The 26,037-nt window shown below is 60.4% G+C and carries 14 protein-coding genes; 10 read left to right on the top strand and 4 right to left on the bottom strand.

Features of this window, described 5'->3' with window-relative positions; translation table 11 throughout:
* Positions 1–10: 10 nt before the first annotated feature.
* The 4 genes from IH881_05145 to IH881_05130 form a co-directional block, all read right to left on the bottom strand.
* Complete coding sequence (locus tag IH881_05145) at positions 11–4,948, bottom strand: pentapeptide repeat-containing protein (protein ID MCH7867061.1); 4,938 nt, start codon at positions 4,946–4,948, stop codon at positions 11–13.
* A gap of 8 nt (positions 4,949–4,956) precedes the next feature.
* Positions 4,957–12,045 carry a hypothetical protein gene (locus IH881_05140; protein MCH7867060.1) on the bottom strand — a complete coding sequence of 2,363 codons (7,089 nt, stop codon included), beginning with the start codon at positions 12,043–12,045 and terminating at the stop codon, positions 4,957–4,959.
* 94 nt (positions 12,046–12,139) lie between these two features.
* On the bottom strand, positions 12,140–14,092 hold the full coding sequence (locus IH881_05135) for a hypothetical protein (protein ID MCH7867059.1): 1,953 nt from the start codon (positions 14,090–14,092) through the stop codon (positions 12,140–12,142).
* A gap of 526 nt (positions 14,093–14,618) precedes the next feature.
* Entirely contained in the window at positions 14,619–14,945 is a 327-nt protein-coding gene (locus IH881_05130) for a hypothetical protein (protein MCH7867058.1), read from the bottom strand.
* Between the two features lie 217 nt (positions 14,946–15,162).
* Between IH881_05130 and IH881_05125 the strand changes: the two genes are divergently transcribed.
* The 10 genes from IH881_05125 to IH881_05080 all read left to right on the top strand — a co-directional run bounded on the left by IH881_05125 (position 15,163) and on the right by IH881_05080 (position 26,008).
* The gene (locus IH881_05125; protein MCH7867057.1) at positions 15,163–16,323 is read left to right on the top strand and encodes a dipeptidase; all 1,161 of its coding nucleotides are present in this window, start codon (positions 15,163–15,165) and stop codon (positions 16,321–16,323) included.
* A gap of 266 nt (positions 16,324–16,589) precedes the next feature.
* Positions 16,590–17,180, top strand: a complete 591-nt coding sequence (locus tag IH881_05120) for a hypothetical protein (protein ID MCH7867056.1) — start codon at positions 16,590–16,592, stop codon at positions 17,178–17,180.
* Positions 17,181–17,194: 14 nt separating this feature from the next.
* A complete protein-coding gene (gene ftsE / locus IH881_05115; GenBank protein MCH7867055.1) occupies positions 17,195–17,902 on the top strand; it encodes a cell division ATP-binding protein FtsE in 708 nt (235 codons plus the stop codon).
* Complete coding sequence (locus IH881_05110) at positions 17,899–18,807, top strand: ABC transporter permease (protein MCH7867054.1); 909 nt, start codon at positions 17,899–17,901, stop codon at positions 18,805–18,807. The genes ftsE and IH881_05110 overlap by 4 nt, the downstream gene beginning before the upstream one ends.
* Positions 18,808–18,810: 3 nt before the next feature.
* Positions 18,811–20,007, top strand: a complete 1,197-nt coding sequence (locus IH881_05105) for a peptidoglycan DD-metalloendopeptidase family protein (protein ID MCH7867053.1) — start codon at positions 18,811–18,813, stop codon at positions 20,005–20,007.
* Positions 20,008–20,110: 103 nt separating this feature from the next.
* On the top strand, positions 20,111–21,526 hold the full coding sequence (locus IH881_05100; GenBank protein ID MCH7867052.1) for a S41 family peptidase: 1,416 nt from the start codon (positions 20,111–20,113) through the stop codon (positions 21,524–21,526).
* Positions 21,519–22,754, top strand: a complete 1,236-nt coding sequence (xseA, locus tag IH881_05095; protein MCH7867051.1) for an exodeoxyribonuclease VII large subunit — start codon at positions 21,519–21,521, stop codon at positions 22,752–22,754. Before IH881_05100 ends, xseA begins: the two co-directional genes overlap by 8 nt.
* Before the next feature lie 208 nt (positions 22,755–22,962).
* Positions 22,963–23,286: an exodeoxyribonuclease VII small subunit gene (locus IH881_05090; protein MCH7867050.1), complete on the top strand. Its 324-nt coding sequence runs from the start codon at positions 22,963–22,965 to the stop codon at positions 23,284–23,286.
* A 2-nt stretch (positions 23,287–23,288) separates the two neighbouring features.
* Positions 23,289–24,131 (top strand): polyprenyl synthetase family protein, encoded by an 843-nt coding sequence (locus IH881_05085; GenBank protein ID MCH7867049.1) that lies wholly within the window; start codon positions 23,289–23,291, stop codon positions 24,129–24,131.
* Positions 24,128–26,008, top strand: a complete 1,881-nt coding sequence (locus tag IH881_05080; protein ID MCH7867048.1) for a 1-deoxy-D-xylulose-5-phosphate synthase — start codon at positions 24,128–24,130, stop codon at positions 26,006–26,008. The genes IH881_05085 and IH881_05080 overlap by 4 nt, the downstream gene beginning before the upstream one ends.
* Positions 26,009–26,037: the final 29 nt, after the last annotated feature.

Below are 26,037 nucleotides of genomic sequence, written 5' to 3'. Positions count from 1 at the left end.
GACCAGCTTCCTAATGGGTCCGTCGTCCGCGAAGGACTCTTCGGCGCTGGGCGAGCAAACCGAGAAGGACGAGGGCTGTGCCCTGGAGCAGGACGTGGCTCGGTTCGGGGATTATGACTCCGCCGGGGGGGTCCGAACACCCGCCACGGGGACCGAGTTCCACCAAAAGGTCGAAGCCCGGTGGGAACTCAGTACCGGAATTGTAGGACGTGGTTGCGTCGACCAGAATGCAACCTCGCTGAAAATTCAACGCGCGGCTGAGGTCGGCATCGCAGATATCCGCACCGCGCAGGTCGGTCGGGATGCCTCCCGTGGCGAGCGTGCACGTTGTCCCGTCGGTGACGGCGCCCAGCGCGAACTGGGTCTTGTTGAAGTTTGCGTTCGAAAAGTTCGCGCCGCTCAGATCTGTTTCGCTCAGGTCCGCGAAAGCCAGATCCGCGGCTGAGAAATCCTTGCTCGATAGATTCGAAGCGGAAAAGTCGATCTGCCGCAGGTCGTTGTTCGCAGCGGTGGTAAAGAAGTCATCGGGCACGCTGTTGAAGTCGAAGCCCGACAGGGTGGCGCCGACCAGGCTTGCCCCGGTGATGTCCAGGCAGTCCATGAGCGTGGCGCAGAAGGTTACCGTGGGATCGAAGATGGCGTTGTCGAGATTGGCGCCGGCGAAGTTCGTAGTGCTGTCGAAGTCGATGTTGATGAATCGGGCGCCACTGAAGTTCGCAGAGGTTGTGCATGTCATTGTGGCAGAGGTGTCTACGTTTGCGAAGTTTCCTTCGAACAATGCACTTCGTGCATCGACGCCGCACAGGTTGGCACCCTCGAAATTGGTACAGATCTCGACGCCATCAAAGATGCGACAGCCGGCTCTGGCAGACACCAAGCTAGCGTTCTCGAAGATCACACCGGATAGATCAGTCGCTGTAAAATCCACCCCGGAGAAGTCTCGATCGCTGAAGTCGAAATTTGAAAGATTGGAGTTGATGAAGAGCGCGGCGCTAAAATCGATGACTTTATCCGCACCGGTGCCAAAACTGACGACAGTGAGGTCGAGACCACTCAGATCCGCGTTCGACAGGCTCGAGTTCGTTCCGGTGATGCTGAGGCATGCGCCCATGGGAATACACAGATCGACCACTTCGGTAAAGTCGGTGCTCGCAAGGCTTACGTTCTTGAACGTGGCGCCGGCGATGTTGGCGGTCATGAAGTCGCGTCCCGAGAAGTTGATCAGGATCTCGGGGTTGCTGCTTCCGAATGTCGCGCCTTCAAAGGTCACACAGCCTACGGTGTCACAGAACGGCTCGACGGAGAACAACTCCGCGTCCGTAAAATCGATGCCGTTCATATTCATGCCCGTGATGTTGGCACCGCTGAAATCTGTGCGGGTGAGGTCGGGTCCGTCGATCGTCTGAAAGAAGTCTTGTGGGGTGGCGCCTGCTGAGGTGTCATCGAACAGGTCGGTGAAGTCGATGTTTTGGAAGCTTGCCCCAGCCAGCTTCGCTCCCACGAGGGTGAGACACGACACCGTCGTCTGTTCGAGTGGCGCACAAGAATCTTGCGAAGCGGCAACCGTTCCGCACAGAACTCCGATGCCCTCTCCGTTGCTATCAGGGATTTCATCGAGGATCGCATCCGTCAGGTCGGCCCCATTGAGGTTCGCACCCACGAGATCCGCGCCGGTCATGTCTACATGGTGAAGGTCGAGGGTCGCTCCCACGATCTCTAGCGTCGCGTGGGCAAAGGAGACACCTTTGAGGTTCGGGTATGGGACCGGGGGAGTTTCATCGTCGGTGACTTCCGTAACTCCGTCGGCTTGCTTGACGGTCGCCACTCCCTGAAAGACATCGGCCAAATCCACGTCGTCAAAATTCACGTTGGTGAAGTTGGCACCTTCCAGTTCGGAGGCGTCCAGGCTAAACGTCGCCCCCGAGATCGTGGCACGGACAAATACGGCATTTCGCAGGTCCGCGCCCGACGTCGCCAGTCCGGTCAGTCGCTGTCCCGTGAGATTTGCGCAGCTGAAGATCGTCGCCCTCAGGTCGGGTGTCGGATCGATTGTTGCGACGTTGTCGTCATCGCTGGTGCAGATGTCGTCGCGGCTCTCGGCTGCGTGGCCCAGCTTCGTGAAGAAGTCGTTGGGAAGCCCCGAGAAGTTCTGGTAGCTGAGATCGGCTCCCGCGAGAACTGCTCCATTCCAGAGTGTGAGAGCATTGAAATCGAACCCGCTGGTCGGGGTAACGGACGTGTGGCTGAGATTCGCATTGGTGAAATTCACGCACTCAGCGCTGGCGTTGGTGATCGCGCCCCCAGCGAATAAGTCGAGTGGGGCTTGGGTGAAATCCGTGCCGCTGAAATCAGCAGCCTCCTGGTCGTTGCAGTCGGTGCTGCCCACCAGACTTGTCGCGGAGAAAGTGGGGCAGGTGGTGACCGAATCGACCGTCCTGCAGATCGTTGCGTCCTTGAGGCGAATGCCGTCGAGGGTCGCGCCGGTGAAGTCTGCACCGCTGACGTCGCTGCCCTCGAAGTCGGCACCGGTCAAAGTGATGCTCGAGGAATTGTCCGAAAAATTGTAGTCCTGGAGATCTGCGCTTCTCAGCTTGATGCCGCTGAGGTCGGGATCGACGAATTGGAAGAGCTCGGTAGCAGCGTTGGGTGCACCCAGCATGTCGGTGGTGACGAGGGACGCGAAGCTCGTATTCGAAATATCTGCACAGTCGAGCATTGCCCCAGTGATCTCAGCGCAATCGACGCCCCCGTTGCAGCTGCTCACGAGGCCATCGAGCGTTGTGTTGCCCAGGTCGGCATCGACGAACTTGGTGTTGGTCACCGTAACCCCGGTGAGGTCTGCACCGCTCAGGTCGTAGCCCGTGAGATCCAGGCCGCTCAGGTCCGAGCCGCTGAGATCGACTCCGGAGAACATCGTGGTGTTGGTACCGATGAGGCCATCGAAGTAATCATCGAACTGCACGTTGGTGAATTTGGCACCCGTCAACGTGGCCCCAGTGAAGTCGACCCCCGTGAGGTTGGCACTGTCGAAACTCCAGTTGGTCAGGGTGACTCCGGTGAAGTCGAAATTGCTGAGATCTTGCGAGTCGAGATTCACTCCCAGTGCGTCGGCCGCAGTCTCACCGGCCCCGGGGATGAACGAAACCGTGTCCTCGAACAGGCTGGTAGAGCCCGTGAGATCTACGCCAGCCAAAATGATGCCGTCGAGTTGAGAACCACCGCCGCCGTTGAGTTGGGTGGCGCTATCGAACTGAGCGCCGGTGAAGTTCACTCCAGAAAGATCGGAAACCGAGAAGACTGCACCCGAAAGATCGGCGTTGCTGAAATCGACGTTCGTGAGATCGGCGCGGGTGAATATCGCACCCGAAAGATCGGCGTTGCTGAAATTGGCGTTCGTGAGATCGGCGTCGGTGAATATCGCGCCGTCGAAGAAAGTTGACGTCAGCATGGCGCCCACGAGAGACGTAGACGTACCGATGAAGGTCGCACCGCTGAACGTGCCGCCGCCGCCGTTGCTGCCGTCGAGAATCGCGTCGTTGAAGTACACACCGGCCATGCTGGCATTGGATAGATTGGAGGAGGTGAGGTTGGCGCCGGTGAAATCCAGACCGGTGATGACCGCTCCGCTGAAGTTGGCACTGACGAGGCTCGACCCTACGAAATCCACCATGGCCGCTACAACGTTTGCGTCGCTGAAGCTGGCGTTGTCGAGGTCCATGTAGCTGAGGTCATTGACCAGCGTGCTGAGTGCCGAGCACGCCAATATGTTGTCGAAGGTGACACTGCGCATACGAATGTTGTGTTTGCCGGCGACCAGACCCGTGTCGACGAACACCCCCGAAAAGTTTGCGCAATCACCACAGTCTTCGGCGAAGTTGTCGATGTCACCTACGTTGGTGGTGCAACCCAAGTTGGCGAAATCGAGCACGACGTTGCTGAAGCTTGCGTTTGTGAAGTCGGTGCCGCCGAGTTTGGCCTGGACAAAGCTCGAGTCGGTGATCGTGGTGTTGCGGAAATCGGCCTTGATCCCGACCGGATACTCGCTGGCAAAAGCCGCGCAAAGAGCGATGTCGTCCGCGTCACCGGGGGTGATCTCGCAAATGGAGTCAATCAGATCGAACTTCGTGTCTGTAAAGTTCGAGCCTTCAAAGCGGATCCCGGCGACAAATACGTCGGAAAAATCCCCATCCTCAAAATCGAGATTGCGCATGTCCGAGCCGCGCAGATCAGAGCGGCTCAGGATCGTCAGGCCCTCAACCAGCGGGTTCATCCCCGTCGGGTCGTCGCCCCAAAGCATGCACCGGGTCGGAGACAGCAAACAGGGTTCGGAGATGCCTGCGAAGACGGCGCCGGTGAGGACGGCGCCTCGAAAATTGGCCCCCGAGAAGACGAGCAGGTCTCCCACTGTATCTGGACCGAAGTATGTGGAGGTAAAGATTGCGTTCGTGAAGTCAGTTTCGACAAACGAGGGACAGATGTCCGGAAAGTCGCTGGATGAATCTCCGTCTGGATCAGGGACGCAACTGAACTGGGTATTGCTGAAATTGGTACCCGTGAAAATTGCTCCGTCGAAGTTTCCCGCGCGTACGATGGCTCGCTGGAACTTGGCACCGGTGAAGTCGGCGTCCGTGAAAATTGAGAGTCGAATGTATATATTGTTGAGTATTGCAGACGTCAAGATTGCGTTGTTGAAGTCGGAGTCGGTGATGTCGGTAAAGGAGAAGTCTGTCATGTCGAGATCAAATGGAGTTCCGATTGTTTGGATCCCGTCTATAGATTCAAATTTATGGACGTGTCCGGCGTGATCCGTGACGCCGCCTTCATCGACAAACAACGTCTGCGCCGACGCTCCGCTCGAAAGCGAAAGCGCCGCGCACAAGACCAGCAGCAGGCCAGGGCGCCGTCCGAGCCAGGCTCGAGGTTTGGATGTCAGCAACGTCAACTTCATCGCAGTACTCAATCTCCGAAGAGTTCGAGGATGTCACTCCCTCGAACAAATCGCGTCGGGTGAATGGCTTCAGCCAATTGCTCCAGGCTGATTCCGTCGGGTTTGATGTCTTGCAGCCAGCGGCGCTGAATGCGTTTGTACTCCCCGGACGTCAAGCCGAGGTTTCGATGGTATGAGAACAGACGATCGAGATCTTCTAGCGCCTGGTAGGCGTCAAATTGTGAATTGGGTCGGTTGCGCAAATAGCGGCGGAACTCGAAGCCCAGTACCCGGCGTGTAGTACTGGTAGCCAAGTAGTCGTCCAATGCCGCCTGCAAGGCCTGGCGGACATGCTCCGCGCGATTTCCATCCTTTCCGAACAGTCGATCGAAGCGATCGGCCACGGCTTCCGCGTCCCGTGCGAGGACGCGCGAAATCGACACGGTGACCCGGTCGGATGACCGGTCGGGCAGGTCACTGCCGACATCATCAATGATGCCGGCGCCATCGAGGCGGCCGTGGATGGCCCGAGGTGAGTCCGTGCGGGCCTCGATCTCGAGTCGCGCCAGCAGGGCTTCGTCCGATGGCATGAAGGGTTCTGCGCGCCAGGCCGTGGGTGCCGGCACGATTTCCTTGCCAAAGAATACGCTCGAAAAATCGTCCCGGGTCGCACCGGTGGGGTGCAGGTCGGGAGGGGCGTCGGCCAGAGTCCAATCGAAGTCAGCGGCCGCGATGGCGCGGTTGTTGGCGTTCAAGCCCGCGACGGGAAACGACGCCAGGTTTGCGTCTGCCGTATACGGATTGAGCAGGCCAAAGCTCGCTGTCTTTCCGCTGCCAATGAGTTCGATTGCGCCGTTGAGGTGAATCGTATTGGCGACGAGGTCGACGCCCGCATCACTCGCGAGCGATCCGTCGAGGCCCAGGTAACGACCGGCGCTGCGCAGCACGATGGCGATTCGGGCGGCGATGACATCGATCGTGACCGCCGACAGATCCCCGATCAAGGCTTCCAGTGCGCCTGGCTTTCCGATCGTGAGCGCACCCCCTACCGAGAGCTTCTCGCCCTCGGACATGGCAAATTTGTTGACGTCGAAAACCAAATCCCCGCTCCGCTTTCCGATCGTCGCGGTGGTCGAGGCGCGTTCCGTCACGGGGATCTCGCCGCTGAACCCGTCGAGATCTGCCTCGGGAGTCGCGAAGATCTCGACACTGTCGGCGCGCACCATCTGTATTGCACCGTCGCCGCCAAATTCGACGCGCGGGAAATCTGCTGACGTAGGATCCAGGTTGATCCTCAAGCTGCCCGTTGTCAGCAGATCGATATCGCCGTCGATCCGCAGGTGCTCGCGCACGTTCAAGGTGAGGTCTTCATCCTTGCCCGCCATGACCGCTGAGATATCTTCGGTGAAATGCAGGGTGTCCCCGGTCAGCTCGGCCGTGTTTTCGATTTCCACCGTTCCGTAATACGTCTGGTCTGTGATCGTGGCCAGATGGACATCCGTGATGCGGATACTCAGCGGGTCATTGACCTTTCCAATGACGAGGGAGTTGAGCTGGATGTCAGCGTCGCGGTCCGGCAGGTCGGCGCTGACTTTGACGTCGAAATCGCCTCCGCCCTTGCCGAGCAAGGTGAGGTCTACCCCCTGCAGGAACGGGTCGCTGCCGACCAACATCTTCGAGGCGATCTGGGTCGTGAGCTCGACATACCCAGCAATCGATTCGAGGGTGTAGTGGAGCAATGGAAAACTGCTCCGCAAATCGAATTGACTCAGATCCGGGAGCGCATCGAGCGAAGCCATCGCGCAATCTACGGCGCCTTCGCAGATGTCGGCACTATCGTGGCGAATCGTGAAGCGCAGGGGATCGAGCGCGGGACCCGATTCCCCCTTGTGAAAAATTACGTCCAGATCGCTCGCTCTTACGATCCCGCTCCCGTTGGCAGCGAGGATGATCTCGTCGGCGGTGATGTCCACGCTGTCGTAGGCGGTAAGGTCCGTGTCGGTCGCGGTTACGTCCTGGATTGTGACGGTTCCCTGGCCGAGGGGGTCGGCGGCTCCGGCCGTCAGCTCGAGCTGAGCGACCGAACCGGCGGTGCCTGGGAAGTAGGGAACGAACGTTGCCGCTAGATCCGTAATCGTGATGTTCCCAGCATCCGAAACCAGGCGGAGGGTTCCGATCTCGTTCGGCCCTTGGATCTGGATCAACCCGGCGATCAAGCTTTCACCGTTTATGGCGATGCCCAAATTATCGACGAAGCCCGCGTCCTGGCGGATCTCGAATACAGTGTCGGGCGGGTCGCCGGAATCGGCGGTGTCGACAAAATTGAACTCCGTCGAGTTGGTGGTCACGTCGACAGCAGGAGTTTCACCGTTGCCCGCGAGTTGGCCATCCACGCCCGCGCGAAGTCTGATCGCGTTGGCGGTGAGGATCACAAGCTGCCCGAAGCTCAGGTCGCCGTCGGAGCCCGCGTTTCCGGCGTTTATCTCAATTCCGGTTTCGGAAACGATTTCGAAGTTGTCCACGCTCGTCGCGTCGCCAATGACGAGTGAATGATTCGCGTTGATGACCAGGTTTGCCAGGTTGTAGGTAGTCGACGAGCCCGAGGATTGATTCCAGTCGATCATGGCGTCGTCCGCGCGCAGCACAATTCGCAGATCCATGAATTCGACGTATTGTGCTGCGCTATTGAGTTCCACATTTCCCTCGAAAGTGTCGAGCTCGAGGCGCAGGGCGGAATCGTCGTCGGGATCGTCGTGGGTCGTCAGGAGCGGGGCGCCAAGGCTGTCGCGAATTTCTTCCAGAACATCTTTCGTGATGTCTGCCTCTTGGGAAAGCAAAATGGCAATGGGCGTAGTCGCAGGCGAGCTGGCGAAGTCAATCAGAGCGGGAGTGAAGAGTTCTGAAGCGTCGTCGTCCTGGCTGCGCTCGAAGTCGGTAAATGTGGGCACATTCTCGCTGGCGAAGTCGTAGATCGAGATGCTGAGCGGGACCGAACCCTCGGTATCGAGCAGGTCATCGGCGCGGAGTTCGATCGTGTTCGCCCGGATTTCCAGATTGAACGAAGCGTTTCCTTGTGCGAAGTCGGAAACGAGATCGAGATTGTCATCACGCGCGATTGTGACGTGTTCTCCCGAGAGGATGAGGCGGTTGGTCGCCAACGGCAGGTTGTCGAAGTCGGTGATCAAGATGCTCGGCGGCGGTGCAAATAATAGACTGCCGTCGTGGTCCGAGTGGACGACATAGATATCCGGTGCGACGCCGTTGAAGAACTTATCAATCAAAGGAAGGTTGTTCTGCGCGATGGCGTCGTCCTGGCGGAAGACGAATGTTGTGACCGGCACGGTGTCTCCACCCGCTCCCCGGAAAGTCGGCCGGTTTTCAGCAGCTGCATTGTTGTCGAGTATGACCCGCGATTCGATTTGCCCCGCCAGGCCATCGCCGGCCACCAGGCGGATTTCGTCTGCGTCAATGTTGAAGCTCGTATCGGTTTCACTCCCGTCCAAGCTTCCATCGAAGCTGAGGTCGCCGGTTCCCGACATGCCTGCGCGAATCACCAGCACCCCGCCGGCGTCAACCTTGAACTCGTTGTTGAGATCCCGGGTATAGGCGAAGGAATCGAGACCGCCGATATCGAGGTTCTGTACCTGAAGGCTACCGCCGGTGAACACCGGGTCGATCGTGCCGAACGCGTGAAGCGAGAGGGATGTGTCTTCCAGCTTGCTGTTGGCAATCTCGTCGACGCCGCCGATCCCCCCAGCATCCGAGCGCAGGGCGTAGTTTACGCCGGCGACACCCGACACGAACTGAGTGGTGTTGTTGGGGATGGTTGCGTCGGTGATGGAAGCCGACTGCCGCAGTGTGAATGCGGTCGAGCTACCCATGAGATCGAAATTGACCTGCTCCACCATACCGGCCGCATCCAGCGCGAGGACCCGGGGTGCATCGACCAGGCTTCCGCCGCTGGCTCCGCTTCCGGCCCAGAGGGTGATTTCGTTCGCGGTAAGGGTCGGCGTCGAAGCGCCGTTGAACGTGAGGTCTCCAGCGCCCCCGGCGCCCCCGCGCAGCAACATCGAAGCGCTACTGGTGAGCGTCAAGTCGGCGTCGATCGAGAGTCCCGCCTCATCGGTGTTTGTGAGTGTCCCCAAGGCCCCCGCCGTAATGCTGAGGTCAATGGGGTGGGCGACGCTGGCGGCGTTGATCTCGCTGGCGAGGGTGCTCCCCACCGCGAAGGCATCGAAAACTTCGAGGTTCAGGCTGGACTCCACGTTCAACGTGCTGCCGGTGAAGTTGATGTCTTCTTTTGCAGAGAGGGTCAACTCGTCGCTGAGCGCCAGATTGACACCCGTGAGTTGAATGTCTTTGTCGAAGGATCGCAATGTGAGCTGATCCAAAGCGGTTGCAGGAACGATGAACTGGGTGGTGACGGGCGCGTTGTTGCCGTCGATCGTGGCATCTTGGCTGATCGTCAGCTCTTCCGGGTTCGCGGTGCCGGCACCATCAGCGAATTGCAACCCGCCACCCGTGAGAACGACCTCTGAGGTTGCAAAGGCTCCAGTGCCGTCCCCCGCAGTGAGATTGATCTGGTCAGCGGCCAGTTCGATCGAGCCGAATGTGCTGTCGATGCTCAAATTCTGACCGCGATCGGCCCCCGCTGAGATATTGATCCGGCTGTCGGCGAGCAGTTTGATGCCGCTGGTGCCTGTCGCCTGGAGGCTTGTGAACAGGCGCGCGGCGATCGTAATATCGCCATCTTCGTCGGGGTCGCTACTCGTGTTGCGAGTATCGATCGTGGCTTCGCCGATCGTCACGTTCGAGTCGCTGAGTACGACGAAGTCTCCGCCGCCGGTTTTCAGCATGGGATCCGTCGTTACGCTCCGACGGTCAATGATCTCAACGCCCCGAGCATCACCCACGACCGTTACGGTAATATCGCCGCCTACGAAATCGCTGTCGGAATTTTCCGTGTCGATCTCGCCGTAGATATTGACGAGGGTCTCTCCGTCCCCGCCGGGGCTCGTGATGGCATCCGTGAATGCAACGAGGTCGACCTTGCCTCCATCGGTGACGATGACCCCAGTCGTTGCAATCTCGACTTTCCCGCCGGCCTCGCTGAAGCTGCTGCCATCATCGCTGACGGTGAGGGTTCGGACCGCCTGGACAAATACGTCCCCGCCCCCCGAATCGAGGGTTCCAGCGACGCTGACGTCGGCGCCGAATAAATCGATATTCCCCCCATCGGTGTCGATCGTCTTTGTGGCATTGAGATTAACGTTGATGCCGCTGAGCAACACCGAGCCGCCGCCGGTTTCGATCAGCGCATCGATCGTGAGGTCACCCAGCAACGCGTAGTTGATCGTCTCGTGTTCGAGTTCGGGTTGACCCGAGTCGTTCGCTCGGAAGTCGAGGTCGAGAGTCAGATTGCTGTCGTTGTTGCTGATCGTGTTGCTGATCGTGATGTCGCCAGCGGCGAACAGGGACAGCGAAGCTTTGGTGTCGAACAGGGCGCCGCCCGAAAAAATCAGGTCAGCCTTGAAGTTGATATTCCCAACCTCGTCACCCGCATCACTCCCTTCGCCCTGGGTCGTGATGGTGACGTTCGCACCGCTCAGTAGAACTTCCTTGAGCAGGTCGACTTGAATCTCAGAGGGGTTAGAACTGCCAAACACCGTAGTAGTGAAGACTAGATCGGGGTCATAGCTCCCGTCTTCGATGAGATCGTCGTCCAGGCAAGTCGTCGTGCAAATCGCCACGATGTCAATGTTGAATGGATCGAGCAACCACTCCCCACCGCGATCGTCCGCGTTGCCACTGCGCGCATAAATCAGCGGACTGCTCAACACGTCGAGATGCTCGAGCCCCGAGGTCTCGACAAAGCCACCATTACCAGAATCGACTCCGCCGAGCGCAGAGATCGTGCCGTAGCTGCGCGTACCCCCGTCCGACCACACGATGATCTTGCCACCGTCGCCCGAGTGCGTGGCATCCGCCCGCAACAGGGTGTGCTTGCCGACGTAAGTGCTCTTCGACGTCCGGGTGCCGGCTGCTCCGCCGCGATCGCCGCCGACCAGGATCTCGCCTCCGCCGGAGTGCCCGGATGCGTCCAGCACGGCTTCGTCTGCGATGGCCACGTAGTCGCCGAGAACGGCAATGGTTCCCCCGACACCGCCTACCTGGGAGTTTCCTGCGTCGAGTATCCCGCCACCGGAGACTTCGACCAGACTGCCTTCCCCCGCTTCGAGTCTGATTTCACGGGCTCGAATGCGCCCCTGGTTGCGAATGGCGAAGGAGAGCATGTCCCCGGCCAGCAAACGCACGCTCCCCGTTCCAGCGTCGATCGTCCCCGAGTTGTCGATCGCCGGGAGTTCGTCGAACTCTCCTGCATCGCTCAGTCGGCCTGGGTCGGGGAGTTGCGCGTGGATCACCACGTTGCTGTCGTGTTCGCGCAACCAAACCTCTTGGCCCACCACGGCGGTCAAGGTGCCGTCGGCGATGTAGATCTCTCCGCCGTTGGTGATGCGGGCACCGATCAGCAGCGCGCTGTCGGCGTGAATTTGGCCGAAGTTGTGCACTTCGCCGTTGATGTTTTCGGCGTGGAGATCTCCCGCCCGGAAATCCTGCACTGAAACGTTGCCCGCGATCGTGACCAGGCGCGTCACATCGATATAGGATCCGTCGGCAAAGGTCACTCCCGCTTCGTTGGCGAACACGCATGACTCGCAGTCGATCCGCCCGCGAAACACCGAAGGTGAAATCCCCTGCGCCTGATTGAGCACGCTATCACCCTGGTTCTGAATGAACGTCAGGGTGTTGTCGGCTTGCTGATCCATGACGTCCCAATGGATCACCGCCCGACTCGTATCCTGCTCGAATGTCGTGTGGGTCTGGGTGTTTTCGGTGAAGGCCCCGTCCTGGGTCGTTGCGTTGCCGATCGCGGTTGCGGTGGATTCGTTCGCGAAGCTCACGCTGGCGGGGCTCACGAAGAAGCTGAACAAGGTGAGCCAGGCAACCCGGCGCTTCCACGGGCCGTTGCGCACGCGCAGATGCTCTGCCAGGCGAGGGGAAGACTTGCCTCCCCGGCTCCGGACACCACCCTCGCGTTTGAAATTACAATCTCTCATTGCCAACCACTCATCCGTTTCTGCTTGCTCCCGCCTTCATTTCGTCTTCCACATTCAACCGAAACCCGCCTGCAAACTCGCTCGAGATTGCCGTTCAGTACATGATGCTGAAGAGGAAATGAAACTTACCCTTCGGGTCAATTTTGACCCGGCCAGCCGAGTTGCTGTGCGATTCCACGATGCCCCGGGCCCAGTCGGCGCGCAGGCGCATGTTTCCCTTGAACGTCGTTTCCAACCCTACACCAGCGGACATCAATAGTTGGTCGGTTTCGAAAACACCCTCGCCGCCGTTGCGGTCGCTGTACCCGACGTCGAAAAAGCCGCGAAGCACCAGATCCCAGTCAGGTCGGCCATACACTTGCTGGGGGCTTGCGCGAAAGTCGCCGATCAGGGGGACGCTCAGGGGTTGCCGTCGGATCGACAGGGCGCGGGGCAAGTGGAAGCGATACTCGACGCTACCTATATAGACGGAGTCGCCGACCGACGCGCCTTGCTCAAAGCCCCGCACGCTGTACAGGCCCCCGATCAGCTGGGAGATCTGCGGGATCAGGCGGTAGTTGAAGGCGTATTGGCCGCGAATGCTGAGCGCAATTTCGTGTGCGAGGGTCGAACTCTCGGCCGTCGTGGGATCGGCCCAGGCCTCGCGGTTGAGCAGCGGTTCGAGATAATGGCTGATCCCGATGTTCCAGTGCAGCGCGACCCAATCTTTGGCGGCATCCGGGCGACTCTGGGCACTGAAGTCTTCGTTACTTCCCTTCGCACTGCCCACCTCGACGCTCAGACGACTGCGCAGGCTCGAGTACTCGTTGACGCGCTCGATTTTGGCACCAAAGGTTCCGGTCGAAAGGTCGAGGTTTCCCTTGTTGCCGAGCGTTGTGTTCTTGAACTCCACTCGGCGAAGTTTGGCGACGACAAAGGTGTCGATGAACAAATTGTTGCGCTGCCAAGTTTCGTAGATCAGTTCGCCAGCGAGGTTCCAGTCCGTGGTGATCGCCTTGTCGACCTGGGAGAGTTCGGGTTCACCGAAGCCGATGGCGACTCGGCTAAATCCTCCCGATGCGCGCAAACGCAGACGGTCACTTCCCCACCACGGAATCTTGTCTCGGTTGATCCAGCTCCGCCATCCCGGCTCGAAGCCGCTGTTCTTCATCCAACGCGGGCGCTGCTCGCCGAACCAGGGCAATTCGTAGGAACCGTTGATGCCATTGAGATTGTCGAAGCCGGCGTTCAGGTATTCGAGATTGAGGATGTCGTCACGATTGGTGAGCTGGCGGTGAATGAACCCCAGGCGACTTTGCCAGTTGTTGGTGCGTGCGGTGCCGGTGTCTGCAACCTGCAGGTATGCGGTAAAGGGGCGTGCCTCGTGAACTCGATAGTCCAACGCCACGCCGGTGCCGTCTTCAGAAGCTGCGAGCGCTGCCTCTACATGGCGACCGGGATGTCGATTCAGCCGAAACAGATAGTCCTCGAGCACGTCTTTTTGAATCAGATCCGTGGTTCCCTCGCCGGCGTAGATCAGGGGTTGCAGAGGAGACTGATCGCGAATCTCGTTGTGGTATTTGTGATCGACCACCCAGTCACCCCGGATACGGTCGCCCACGGCGATGGTGCGGACTTCGTGAATTCGCCCGGTCGATATCAAAAATCTCAGCAGCTGCCGCGGTTCGTGCTCGGATTTGACGCGCAGATCCTTTTCGCTGCGCGGATCGATGTCGAGCGGGTCGGGCAGGACGTAGACGCCCAACAGGCCGAGTTGATGAGTCGCGCGCAACAGTGAGCGAGAAATTGTCGCCAGCGCACTGGCGTGAAAGCGGGCCAGCGGCTGCGGATCACCCGTGAGGGTTACGCGCTCGATTTCAGCGCCTGGGCGGGGAGCAACATATCCGCTGGCTGTGGGTTGGAGATCGACTGTGTGGGGGAAAATATGCACCAGCCAGGGATGGTCGGGGTGGGGCTCGCGGTAATTGAGGGCGAAGCCGTCCACCTCGAACACCGGGCCGTCGGCACCGGTTTCCGACCGGGTTTCCGAAAATGCCGGTAAGCTCACGAAAATGCTGTACAAAACGGCGAACAGGACGAGACGTCCGCGGTTGCGGAATGGGGGGCGCGTCGGGAACCCAGGGGGGCAGACCCGGCTCATCGACCAGTCTCTCTAAACGCGGGCATGGGAGCCTACTCGCTTTGTACGGCAGTTATCTGTTTGGGGGTGTACAGCCTTTGACACCCACAGCACTGGAAGTAGTTCGCCTAAATCACGGAGAGAACACGCCTTTGAGCGAATCTCTCCCGGGCGCGCCCCACTTTAGCGAGCATATGCAAAACATCGAGCCGATCGGGGGACTTACTCGATCCCCGCCGCCACGGGGAGCGCTCTCCATCTTGGCCGAGATCCGGGCGAGATCGATCATCGGATCTCAACGTCCGGTGGTCATCGATGCGATGATCTGTTTCAGGTCGGCTGCGTTCGCTTCTTCGAGCGGAGCGCACGAGCGCAGTTTCTCCGCTTCACCCGGGTTGGAACACGCGTCGGCAAAGGCCCGCCATGCCGCCGCACCCGCGAGTTCTGCTTCGGCCTAAAGCGCAAACTGATCCGGCAGCGCCAGCCCATCGAACAGGCCCAGATACTGGTGCTGCAGCTGTGGATTGTCTTTTAGCATCTGTTCCTGCATCGCCGCCGCGTCGGGCTCCAGGGATTCGACCCGCTGAGCGATTTCTTCTTCGCGCCCGGCGCAGCCGAGCAGGGTACTGCGCTGGTCCTCATCGCCGATGGCTTCCGCCCAGGCGCGATAACGCGAGGCGGCGATTCTTTCGGCGAGCGCTGCGAATATACGTTGATCTTGGGAGCTGTACTTGGCGATTGCGGGCCCGACGAGCTCCGCGATGGTGATGTTCTTTATCATTGAGCCTCATTGGGTAAATTCGGTTTGCCGGATCGTGCTCTCGCCGGCCGGTGACCTGTCACCCAGTTTAGCCGTTGTGTTGTTCCACGTCGCTTGTCCGGAGCCGAAGGTGAGCTGCTGTGGGGTTGATCGAAACCGGAAAGGGGAGCGCTATCGTGCGCTGAGATGACAGCTCGGCATCGGGTGCGATCGCGGGTTTGGGAGGGAGAAGAAGCAGATGAAGTGGGTGCTCTACGGGCTGGTGGCGTGCCTGGCGCTTACGTTTTCGTTCTTCGCGCTCGGGGCCAACTTCGAACGTTTCATGAATCGGGTCGAGCCGCTTCCACTTCCAGTCGTGAGTGAACACGCTCGGGCGCTGCATCGGTCATCGTTCGTGGTCGACCTGCACGCAGACTCCTCGCTGACGGGGCGCGACTTGCTCGAACGCTCGGAGGTCGGCCATGTCGATTTGCCTCGGCTGGTCGAGGGCGGCGTCGGGCTGCAGTTCTTTACTGCGCCGACCCAGGTTCCGCTGTCCTCTGATATTCACGCAACCGACGGCAACGACCTCGACTTGTTGACCCTGATGGAGTTCGCACAGCGGGGCCCGTCTGGTCTGTCGAGTCCGTACCGACGGGGAATGCTGCAGGGAGCCCGGATCCGTCGCACGGTCGAACTCTCTCGGGGCCAACTGGTCTTGATCCGGACGCGTGCAGATCTCGAGGCGCTGCTCGACGCGCGCGCCAGAAACGAGAACCGGATCGGAGCCCTGCTCGGACTGGAAGGCGCGCAGGCTCTGGAGAATCCAGCAACAGATTTGGCGCGCTTTGATCTCGCTGGCGTTCGGATGATCGGTCTCACGCACTTTTTCGACAACGCCTATGCGGGTTCGGCCCACGGAATTGAAAAAGGCGGGCTCACGCCTCTGGGTCGCGAGTTGGTGGCGGGCATGGTCGACCGGGGCATCATGATCGATCTCGCGCACGTTTCGCCTACGGCCATAAATGAAGTGCTCGCCATGGTGAAGGTTCCAACGGTGGTTTCCCATACCGGAGTCAAGGGAACCTGCGACAACCCCCGCAACCTTTCCGATCGACAGGTGCGCGCGATCGCTGAGGGCGGTGGGGTGATCGGAGTGGGGTACTGGGTGACGGCGGTCTGTGGGACGTCGCCCCAGAAGATTGTCGCCGCGATGCTCCACATCATCGCGCTGGTGGGAGACGAGCACGTTTCTCTGGGCTCGGACTACGACGGTTCGACCACCGTCGCCTTCGATACCAGTCAGTTGCCCGTGCTCACCCAGGCCATGATCGACGCCGGGCTCTCCGATGCATCCATCGCAAAAATTTTGGGTGGAAATATTTTGCGGGTCATGCGACAAGTACTGCCCGCAGGATGAACCCCCGCCCGGGCGGGCAAACCCGCGACGCGACAGGCCTTTGCAATGGTTCCGTCGGGTTGGGTTCAGCCGGAACCCGAGCCATCTCTAGAATGAGGGGAATTAACACCGCATGGACTTCGGGTTTAATTGGCCGATGGCCTCCGTGGAGTTCAGGTCGAACCCAAAATTCCCGATAGAAAATCCGTGCTTGCCGGTTTGTGATGTGTTCGGTGTCGCGCGCCAATGTGTGCGTGCGAAATTCCGTACTATCGGAGCCTCGAAGCGTGGCGGGGCTTCACGCGGGTCGAACTTTCGGTTTTGAAGGACAAAAGTTGGGAATGGTTTCCGGTTTCAACACGAACATTCGCCACCGCGGCGTTCTCTTCCACGTCCAGAGTGAGGCGAGTGGTGTCAGCAACCCGCACATCCTCACGCACTTGTTCAAAGGCGGAGACATCCTCGCCTCCATGAAGGGCGAGTACGCCGACATGCTCGGAGCGGATGATCTCGATCAACAAGTCCGATCGATGATGGAAAACCAGCACAAGACCATGCTGCGCGGTCTGACCAGGGGAGAACACGACGAAGCGATCGTTTCGCGTCTGGGCCCCAATATTTTTGACGACGAGAAGGGGCCGGACACCGATGTTACTATTCCTCCGCCGGAGATCGTCGAGCCAAGCCCGGTTGCGACCAAGGCTTCAGAGGAGACGCCCGCAGGTGCAGCGCCTTCCAATGGAACAGAGCCCGAGTCGGCGAAGGAGCAGCTGACCCGCGCCTTCGGTGACGGTGTGGTGTCACAGAAACCCTTGGACGAAGTCGTACTCGATTTTCTCGTCGATAACGCACGTAAGCGCAAGCGTCCGCCAAAGTGACGCTGCGAGAGCCCATGCGTAAGGGCTCGAGCGACGAACTTTCGGTGCGGATGTATCACGTATCCAAGTCGTACTCGGCGGGTACGTTTGCGCTGCACGACGTGAGCCTCGAGTTCAAGCGCGGCGAGTTCGCATTTCTCACCGGTTCCAGCGGCGCGGGCAAGACCACCTTGCTCAAGCATTTGTTCGCCGCCGAACGTCCAAGCGAAGGCCAGATCCTGGTGCTCGGTCGCAACATCGCCCGGCTCGAGGGGGCGGCCATTCCTTATCTGCGCCGTCGCATTGGAGTCGTGTTCCAGGACTTCAAACTGCTGCAGAATCGCACCCTCGAAGAAAACGTCGGGATGTCGTTGGACGTTCTCGGCACGCCCCGCCGCGAAACCCGCAACCGAACCTTTCAGGTGCTCAAACAAGTGGGGCTGCAGCACCGGCGTTTCCATCATCCGCTTTCGCTTTCGGGAGGTGAGCAGCAGCGGGTCGCGATCGCCCGGGCGCTGGTGAACCAACCCGAAATCCTGCTCGCAGACGAGCCCACGGGAAATCTCGACCCGGAGCTCACCCTCGAAATCATGGATCTGATCGTCGATTCCGCGACCCGCGGTACCACCGTGATCGTCGCCACTCACGACATGCACTTGATCGAGCGCTACGGCAAGCGGGTGGTGCGTCTCGAAGCAGGTCGCGTCGTCGAGGATATCCCCGCCACTGGGCGTATTGTGTGAGTCGAGTCCGGACAGTCATTTTTCTCCTGATCCGGACCGCGTTTCGCGGCATGCGCTCGAGCGGTGTGACGTGCATTGCCGCAATCGTGACGATCGCGGTAACCCTGGTCCTGGTGGGAGCCTTCGCGTTGCTGGTGGGCAATATGAGCGGGATGCTCGAGCGAATCGGCCAAGATCTCCAGGTCACCGCCTACCTCGAACCCGATCTTCACATGGAGGAAGCGCGCCTGATCGCCGTCCGGGTGGCGACGGTCGAAGGCGTCCATTCCGTGAGCCTGGTATCGCCGGAAGAAGCCATGGCTCGCTTCGAAAAGACCGCAGGTGCCGCAGCCATGCTCGAAGGCCTGGACAGCAACCCGCTGCCGACGTCGATCGAAATATCACTGCTGCCCGAGCATCGCACCGAGCAGGGTCTCCAGATCGTGGCAGAGGCTCTCGAAGGCCTGCCCGGAATTGCGGAACTTGCCAAGGGGCAGGAATGGATTGGCGGATACACTCGGGCTGCAGCGCTGGTCCGCTTCATCGCCGTGGGCCTGGGCGCCGTGTTGGCGATTTCGGCGCTGATGATTGTCGCCAATACGATTCGTCTCGCGATCTACTCCCGGAGCGACGAACTCGAGATTCTTTCCCTGGTCGGGGCGTCCCGCACCTTCGTTCGCGTGCCCTTCTTGTTGGAGGGAACGCTGCAGGGCATGGCCGGTGGGTTGCTTGCCGTGCTCCTGCTCTATATCGCTTTCGAACTCTTTGCTCCTCAAATTCAATTCGGCCTTTCCTTCTTTCTGGGTAGCGCGAAACCCCGCTTCTTCGACTTTGGCGAGTTGATGAGTCTGGTGCTGGGCGGGGCGACACTTGGAGCCATTGGATCGCTGGCTGCGCTGCTGGGATGGCGCGGAAACTCGGGTTAAGTCGTGTCCGCCCGGGATTGCTCTCGTCTCGCGAAGGCTGATTATTTTCGAAGGGCTGCCAGTGCATTGGTTCTCGTCGCAGCCCTGACCTCCGCGACTGGGGCTCGAGCACAAGAAGAGGTTGATGAATCCGAGGGCGGACTGCTCAACGAACTTCGTGAGCAGATCCTCGATGCCCGGAAACGCGTCGGACAGAAGGAAGAAAAAGAGCGCGAGATCTTTGGCCGCCTCGAAGAGATCGACCGCAGAGTCGATGCGCTGACCCGCAAGGTCGCGGCTGCCAAGATCGCCGCCGAAAGCGCGCAAGTGGCCCTGGCCGAGAGCCTGAAAAATGAGGCCCGGGCGCAAGCAAAACTCGACCGAACTCGCGACGCCATGAGCAAGCGGGTCGTCGGTCTATACAAAACCGGGGAAGTCGGACCTCTGCGGGTGCTGTTCTCTTCGAGCTCATTGCCCGAACTGATCAGCCGGGCGTCGTTCTTGCGCAAGCTGCTCGAACACGACACCGACCTGGTCGAACGGTTCAATCGCGAACATCGAGCGTTGGAGGCAGTGCGCAGTGAGGCGCAGCGCCGAGCGCAACGGCGAGACGAGACGGCACGAGAACTGGAACATCGCAGTGTCGCTTTGAGAGAAGAGCGCGGCAGCAAGACCACATTGCTAGCTCGGGTACGAAGCGATCGGTCAATGGAACGGGCGATGTTGGTGGAACTCGAACGCGCGGCGCGAGCTCTCGAAGAAAAACTAGTCGCGCTTGGCGAATCCAGTCGTCCCGGGGCATCGGGACTCGACAATGTGCACTTCGAGGCCCAGAAGGGGAAGCTCCCCGCTCCGGTCCGGGGCGAGGCCACCTCTGCGTTTGGTCTGGTGATCGATTCCGAGTACCGCACCGAGACCTTCAATAAAGGCATCGAGTTCGGCGTCGCACTCGGCGACTCGATCCACGCCGTGGCGTTTGGCGAGGTGCGTTACGCGGGTTGGTTCCTCGGTTATGGGAAGATCGTGATTCTCGATCACGGCGACCGTTACTTCACCGTCTCGGGTCATCTCGCCGATATTTTCGTCGAAGTCGGCCAGACGGTCGACCGGGGTGATACCTTGGCGACCGCCGGTGAGTCGGGTTCGCTTTCGGGACCCAGCTTCTATTTCGAGGTGCGCCGGGGCGGTGAGCCACTCGACCCAGTCGAGTGGCTGCAGTAACCCGACTAAACCCGGCTGAGGTGTTGGTTCTTCGATCAGCTGCTAGTTTTTCTCGCCCAACGCTGGATTGTCAACAGGGTAGGTGTCAACAGGGGTAGGTGTGATGTCGCTAGGCGTTTCTCATTCTTGGCGTTCTTTCATTCTCGGCTGCGTGCTGACGGTATCGCTGCTTTGCATCGTGGCGGCCGGCGTCACGGCGGCGAGTTCTCGCTACGAGGATCTCGCGCTCTTTTCGACCGTCTTGACCCACGTTCGCGGGAACTATGTCGAAGCCGTCGACGAACACGATTTGCTGGTCGGCGCGCTCAACGGCATGTTGCGCGAACTGGATCCGCATTCTGCCTTTCTCGACTCCGAGGCCTATCGAGAAATGCAGGTCGATACCCGCGGTGAGTTTCACGGTCTGGGGATCGAGATCACCAAGCGACAAGGAGAACCGATCGAGGTCGTCTCCCCGATCGACGGAACTCCCGCAGATCGAGCCGGCATTCACGCGCGCGATCGCATCGTGACGATCTGCCCGACCGAGCGTCCCGACGATTGGAGCGAAGACTGTCGTGGCACCAAGAACATGTCGCTTCTCGAAGCCGTGCACTTGATGCGCGGACCCAAGGGATCCGAAATCACGATTCACATCTTTCGCAAGGATTTCGACGAGCCGCGACCCTTTACGCTGACGCGGGATGTGGTGAAACTCAATAGTGTCGAGGGGAGGTTGCTGGAGCCGGGCTACGGCTACGTGCGAATCAGCGCATTCCAGGAGCGAACAGACGAAGAAATGCGCGATGCGCTCGAAAAGATTCACCGCGAGACGGCCGCAGCGCACAGCGATCCCGAGTCCAAAGCAGGTGTGGGCGTCCTCAAAGGTCTGGTGATCGATCTGCGAGACAACCCGGGCGGACTGCTCGATCAGGCGGTGAAGGTTTCCGATACCTGGTTGAGCGCTGGAGTGATCGTCTACACCCAGGGGCGTGAAGTAACCCAGCGCGAGGACTACATCGCGAGTCTCGACGGCACCGAACCGGACTATCCGATCGTGGTGCTGGTAAACGAAGGAAGCGCGAGCGCGTCGGAGATCGTGGCGGGCGCGTTGCAGGATCATCAGCGAGCCCTGGTGCTCGGGGTAGAGACATTCGGCAAAGGTTCGGTGCAGACCGTGTATCCCCTGGAAGGCGGGGCCGCGTTGCGTCTCACGACAGCGCTCTACTACACGCCCTCTGGGCGCTCGATTCAGGAGACCGGGATCCAACCCGACATCGTCGTCGAACAACCCCCAGAGTCGGACGAAATGGTGGTGCAGCCCCGACGGGTGCGAGAACGGGATCTCGAGGGACACTTCACCCAGGAAGAAGCCGATCCGGAAAGCGAAGGGTCGGCTGGCAGCGGTGAATCTGACGATTCCGCAGACAGGCCAGACCGACAACTCGACCGCGGTCTCGAAGTCCTGAAGACCTGGCGCTACTTCGATCACCTGCGCAAATCCGCTGATCCCGCGACCGATCCGCCGCAGCATGGCTGAACCCGAAAGCCGAGCATCTGCCCGCAAGATCTATTCAGTCGGTGCGCTGCTCGCGGGGATCAACGGTCTGCTGCAGGACCGAGTCGGCCGCGTGTGGGTGCAGGGGGAAATCAGCAACCTCCACCGCGCTTCTTCCGGTCACTGCTACTTCACCTTGAAGGACGATCGCGGCCAGCTGCGGGCGGCGTTGTTTCGCGGCGCAGCAGGGCGACTGCGTTTCGAACTCGAAGAAGGCACCGAAGTCATCGTGAGCGCGGATGTCGGGGTTTACGAAGCCCGCGGCGACCTGCAGTTGATCGTCAAGAACGTCGAACCCGTCGGCCTTGGGGCGCTGCAGCTGGCCTTCGAGCAATTGCGACGCAAGCTCGAAAGCGAGGGGCTCTTCGAGGCAGATCGCAAGCTGGCTTTGCCCGAGATCCCGAGGCGCGTGGGTGTCGTGACATCGCCCACGAGTGCAGCGGTGCGTGATGTCATCGATGTCAGCGGCCGCCGCTTTCCGGAAGCCACGCTCTTGATCTCCCCAACCCGGGTGCAAGGAGAGGGCGCGGAAAACGAAATTGTTGCAGCCCTCGACGCGTTGGTCGCCCATGGCAATGTCGACGTCATCCTCGTCGTGCGAGGTGGGGGATCGCTAGAAGATCTTTGGGCGTTCAACAGTGAGGTCGTTGCCCGGGCGGTTGCGCGTTCTACGGTTCCGATCATCAGCGGGGTGGGGCACGAGACGGACGTCACCATCTGTGATCTGGTCGCCGACTTGAGAGCTCCGACGCCTTCGGCCGCCGCAGAACTCGCGTTGCCGGACCGCGAAGCGTTGGCGGCGGGACTGTCGGGCAGCATTCGTCGCCTGGTCAACGGCATGACCGGATTGATTGAAGCGGCCCGCAGTCGGCACATAAAAGAAAGAGACGCCCTGCGCATGCTCGCGCCAACTGCACGGGTGGCTGCCCAACGCGCAAGGTTCGTCGCGGCCGCCCGGGCGCTCGGCCGCTTGGGGCGGAGTCTGCACATTGGGGGTCGCGGGTTGCTGGCTGCCCAGGCGGCACGGCTCGATTCGCTGTCGCCATTGGCTGTTCTCGGCCGGGGCTACGCGCTGGTCCGCCGTGGCGTCGACGGGAGCATTGTGCGTCGCGCCGAGGATGTGGACGCGGGGGATTCACTGGCGATTCGGCTGGCGGAGATCGAGTTGGACGCCACCGTGGATCAGGTGCGAAAGCTCCCGGTACGCTGATCGAGCGAGCGGCCGAGATTGTCGGTCCGGTGTCCGGAAACCCAATGAAAGCGATAGCTTGGATACCCTCCGCGATGGCAGCGGTCGCGCCCCTCAGGTACGATGCCCGCCAGCGCTTAGCGCGCGTTCCCCTGAGGCAAGCAACCTCGACCGCGGCATGAGCATGTTGAGTAGTGAGTAGTGAGTAGAGAGACGGCACCCAAAACACATGGCAGCCCGCAAAAAAGCCAAAGCCAGCAAAGCCGCAAAAGACGGCAACGGTAGTGAACCTGCCGAGGCCCTCGGCTTCGAAGCGGCGCTCGAACGACTGGAAGGTCTGGTAGACCGGCTGGAAGACGGCGATCTCGAACTCGAAGAGTCCCTCGGCGTGTTCGAACAAGGCGTCGCGCTCTCGAAGCAGTGTGCGGCCAAGCTCGAATCCGCGGAACGCAAGGTTGAGCAACTCGTACGAGAAGGTGGCGAGTGGCTAACCAGGCCCTTCGAGGATACAGGGGTCGACGGGGTTGATGACGGCGACTACGAGGAGCGTTGAGGGTGGATCTTCAGGAATACATGCGAGATCGCGTCCCATTGGTTGACGCCGCACTGGAAAAGCTGCTGCCCGGCGCCGAAGAACCGCCGATCGCGCTTCACGCCGCGATGCGCCACTTGCTCTTTCCCAGTGGCAAACGCTTTCGCCCGATTCTGGCCATGGCGGGGGCCGAAGCTGTCGGTGGCTCGCCCCAAGACGCCTTGCCCATAGCCAGCGCCGTTGAACTCATTCACAGCTACAGCCTGGTGCACGACGATTTGCCCTGCATGGACGACGACGCCCTGCGCCGGGGCCGACCCACGGTTCATGTTCTCTACGGTGAAGCGATCGCCGTATTGGCGGGCGACGCGCTGCAGAGCCTCGCATTCGAGGTCCTCGCCAGTGCGGCAAATCCCGGCAATGCCGAAGCTGTGGCCCAGGCCTTGCGCGGCCTGGCCGCGACAGCGGGCTCCCGGCAATTGGCGGGGGGCCAGGCGGACGATCTGGCCTACGATTCAGGCGACGTGAACCCAACCCGGATCGAAAGCGTTCATGCCCGAAAGTCCGCGGCCCTGATCGCGACTTCGATCACGGGTGGCGCACTGTTGGCAGGGGGGAGCGCAGAACAGGTGTCCCAACTCGAGGAGTTTGGCCTGGAAGTCGGGGTGGCCTTTCAAATCGCAGACGACCTGCTGGACGAAGACGAAGAAGATCAGTGTTCACTCGCAAAAGCCTTGGGCCACGAAGGCGCTGCCGCGAGAGCCACCGAGTTGTTGTCAAGTGCTTTGGGACGAATTGATGACATGGGTGAGCCTGCGGCTCCCCTGCGTGAACTGGCCCGATTTGCAGTGCAGAGGATGGTATGAGCGACGAAATATTGTTGTATTCGATTGATTGCCCAGCGGATCTTCGCAAGCTCCCCAGGGAGCGAGTCGAGCAGGTCGCGGACGAGATCCGCAGTGAGATCTTGCAGCGGGTTTCGCAGACCGGCGGCCACCTGGCTTCGAGCCTTGGCGCGGTAGAACTCATTACTGCACTTCACTACGTCTTTGATACCCCCACCGACCGCGTCGTATTCGACGTGGGCCACCAGGGTTACCCCCACAAAATGCTCACGGGCCGGCGCAACGATTTTGATACCATCGGCCAGCTAAATGGCATCTCCAAGTTCTTGAGCCGGAGCGAATCTCCCTACGACACCTTTGGTGCGGGGCACGCCGGCACTTCCATTTCGGCGGCCCTCGGCATGGCGCGCGGCATGTGCCACCGGGGAGAAAACGCCCTCGCCATCGCGTTCATCGGCGATGGTGCCATGACCGCAGGGATGGCCTTCGAGGCGCTCAACCACGCTGGTCACATTCAGGCAAAGAACCTGATCGTGATCTTGAATGACAACGAGATGTCCATCAGCCCCAACGTGGGTGCCCTGTCTTCGTACTTGTCGCGCAAGTTCTCCGCCCCGCTGGCGCGTCGCATGAAGGGCTGGGTGCGAGATTTGATTACCAGCATGCCCGGCGACATGCTCCACTGGGCGCGCAAGGCTGAAGAATCCATCAAGGTATTCTTCTCACCGGGCTTGCTCTTTGAAGCGCTGAACTTCCACTACGTAGGCCCGATCGAAGGGCACCGCATGGATGTCGTGCTCGAGACTTTTGAAAACGTCAAAGAGATGATCGCCGCCGGAGACGGCCCCATCCTGATCCACGCGTTGACCGAAAAGGGTCACGGCTACGAGCCCGCCGAGCGCGACCCGCTGAAGTACCACGGAGTGACCAAGTTCGACGTCGAGTCCGGACAGTTCGCCCCCAAGAAGAGTGGCCCTCCGTCTTATACTCGCGTGTTTTCCGACACCTTGATCCGCCTGGCCCGAGAAGACGAGCGCATCATCGGGATCACCGCGGCCATGGCCCCGGGAACCGGGCTCGACCGCTTCGAAAAGGAATTCCCCGACCGCTTCTACGATGTGGGCATTGCCGAACAACACGCCGTGACCTTTGCCGCAGGCCTGGCCGCAGAAGGGATGAAGCCCGTCGCTGCCATCTACTCGACCTTCTTGCAGCGCGCTTACGACCAGGTCGTGCACGACGTCTGTGTGCAGAATCTCGACGTCACCTTTGTCCTGGACCGAGGCGGACTCGTGGGCGCCGATGGGGCCACCCACCAGGGTCTCTACGACTACACGTACCTCCGCTCGCTCCCCAACACGGTCGTGATGGCGCCCAAAGACGAAAACGAACTGCAACACATGCTCGCCACCGCGATTGATTATCCGGGACCCGCCGCCATTCGCTTTCCCCGCGGATCGGGCCTGGGCGTGCCGATGGATCCCGACATCAAGGCCATCTCCCTGGGCGAAGCCGAGGTCTTGCGCGATGGTGATGATGTATTGATCGCCGCGGTGGGCAGCGTGGTGCACCCCGCGCTCGAAGCTGCCAACGAACTCAGCAGTCGAGGCGTTTCCGCTGCGGTGCTCAACGCGCGCTTCATTTGCCCGTTGGATACCGACCGGCTGATCGCGCTGGCGGAACGCTGCAAGATGGTCGTGACCGTAGAAGAGCACACCGGTGCCGGTGGTTTTGGCAGTGCGGTGCTCGAAGCGCTCTCGGCATCGGGTTTGCACGTTCAGACGCTTTGCCTCGCGCTCCCAGCCGGGATCATCGAGCACGGTCACTCGCTCGAGGACTTCGGTCTCGACGCTGCTGGCATTGCAAAGAGCGTGCAAGAATTTCTTCGCTCGGACTGACCTCCTGCCGAGTCCCATCCCCACGAAAG

It is taken from the genome of Myxococcales bacterium, from assembly GCA_022563535.1.
Classification (GTDB): Bacteria; Myxococcota_A; UBA9160; order UBA9160; family UBA4427; genus DUBZ01.
The sequence above is the reverse complement of the archived record's forward strand: the minus strand, read 5'-3'. Positions and strand labels throughout refer to the sequence as shown.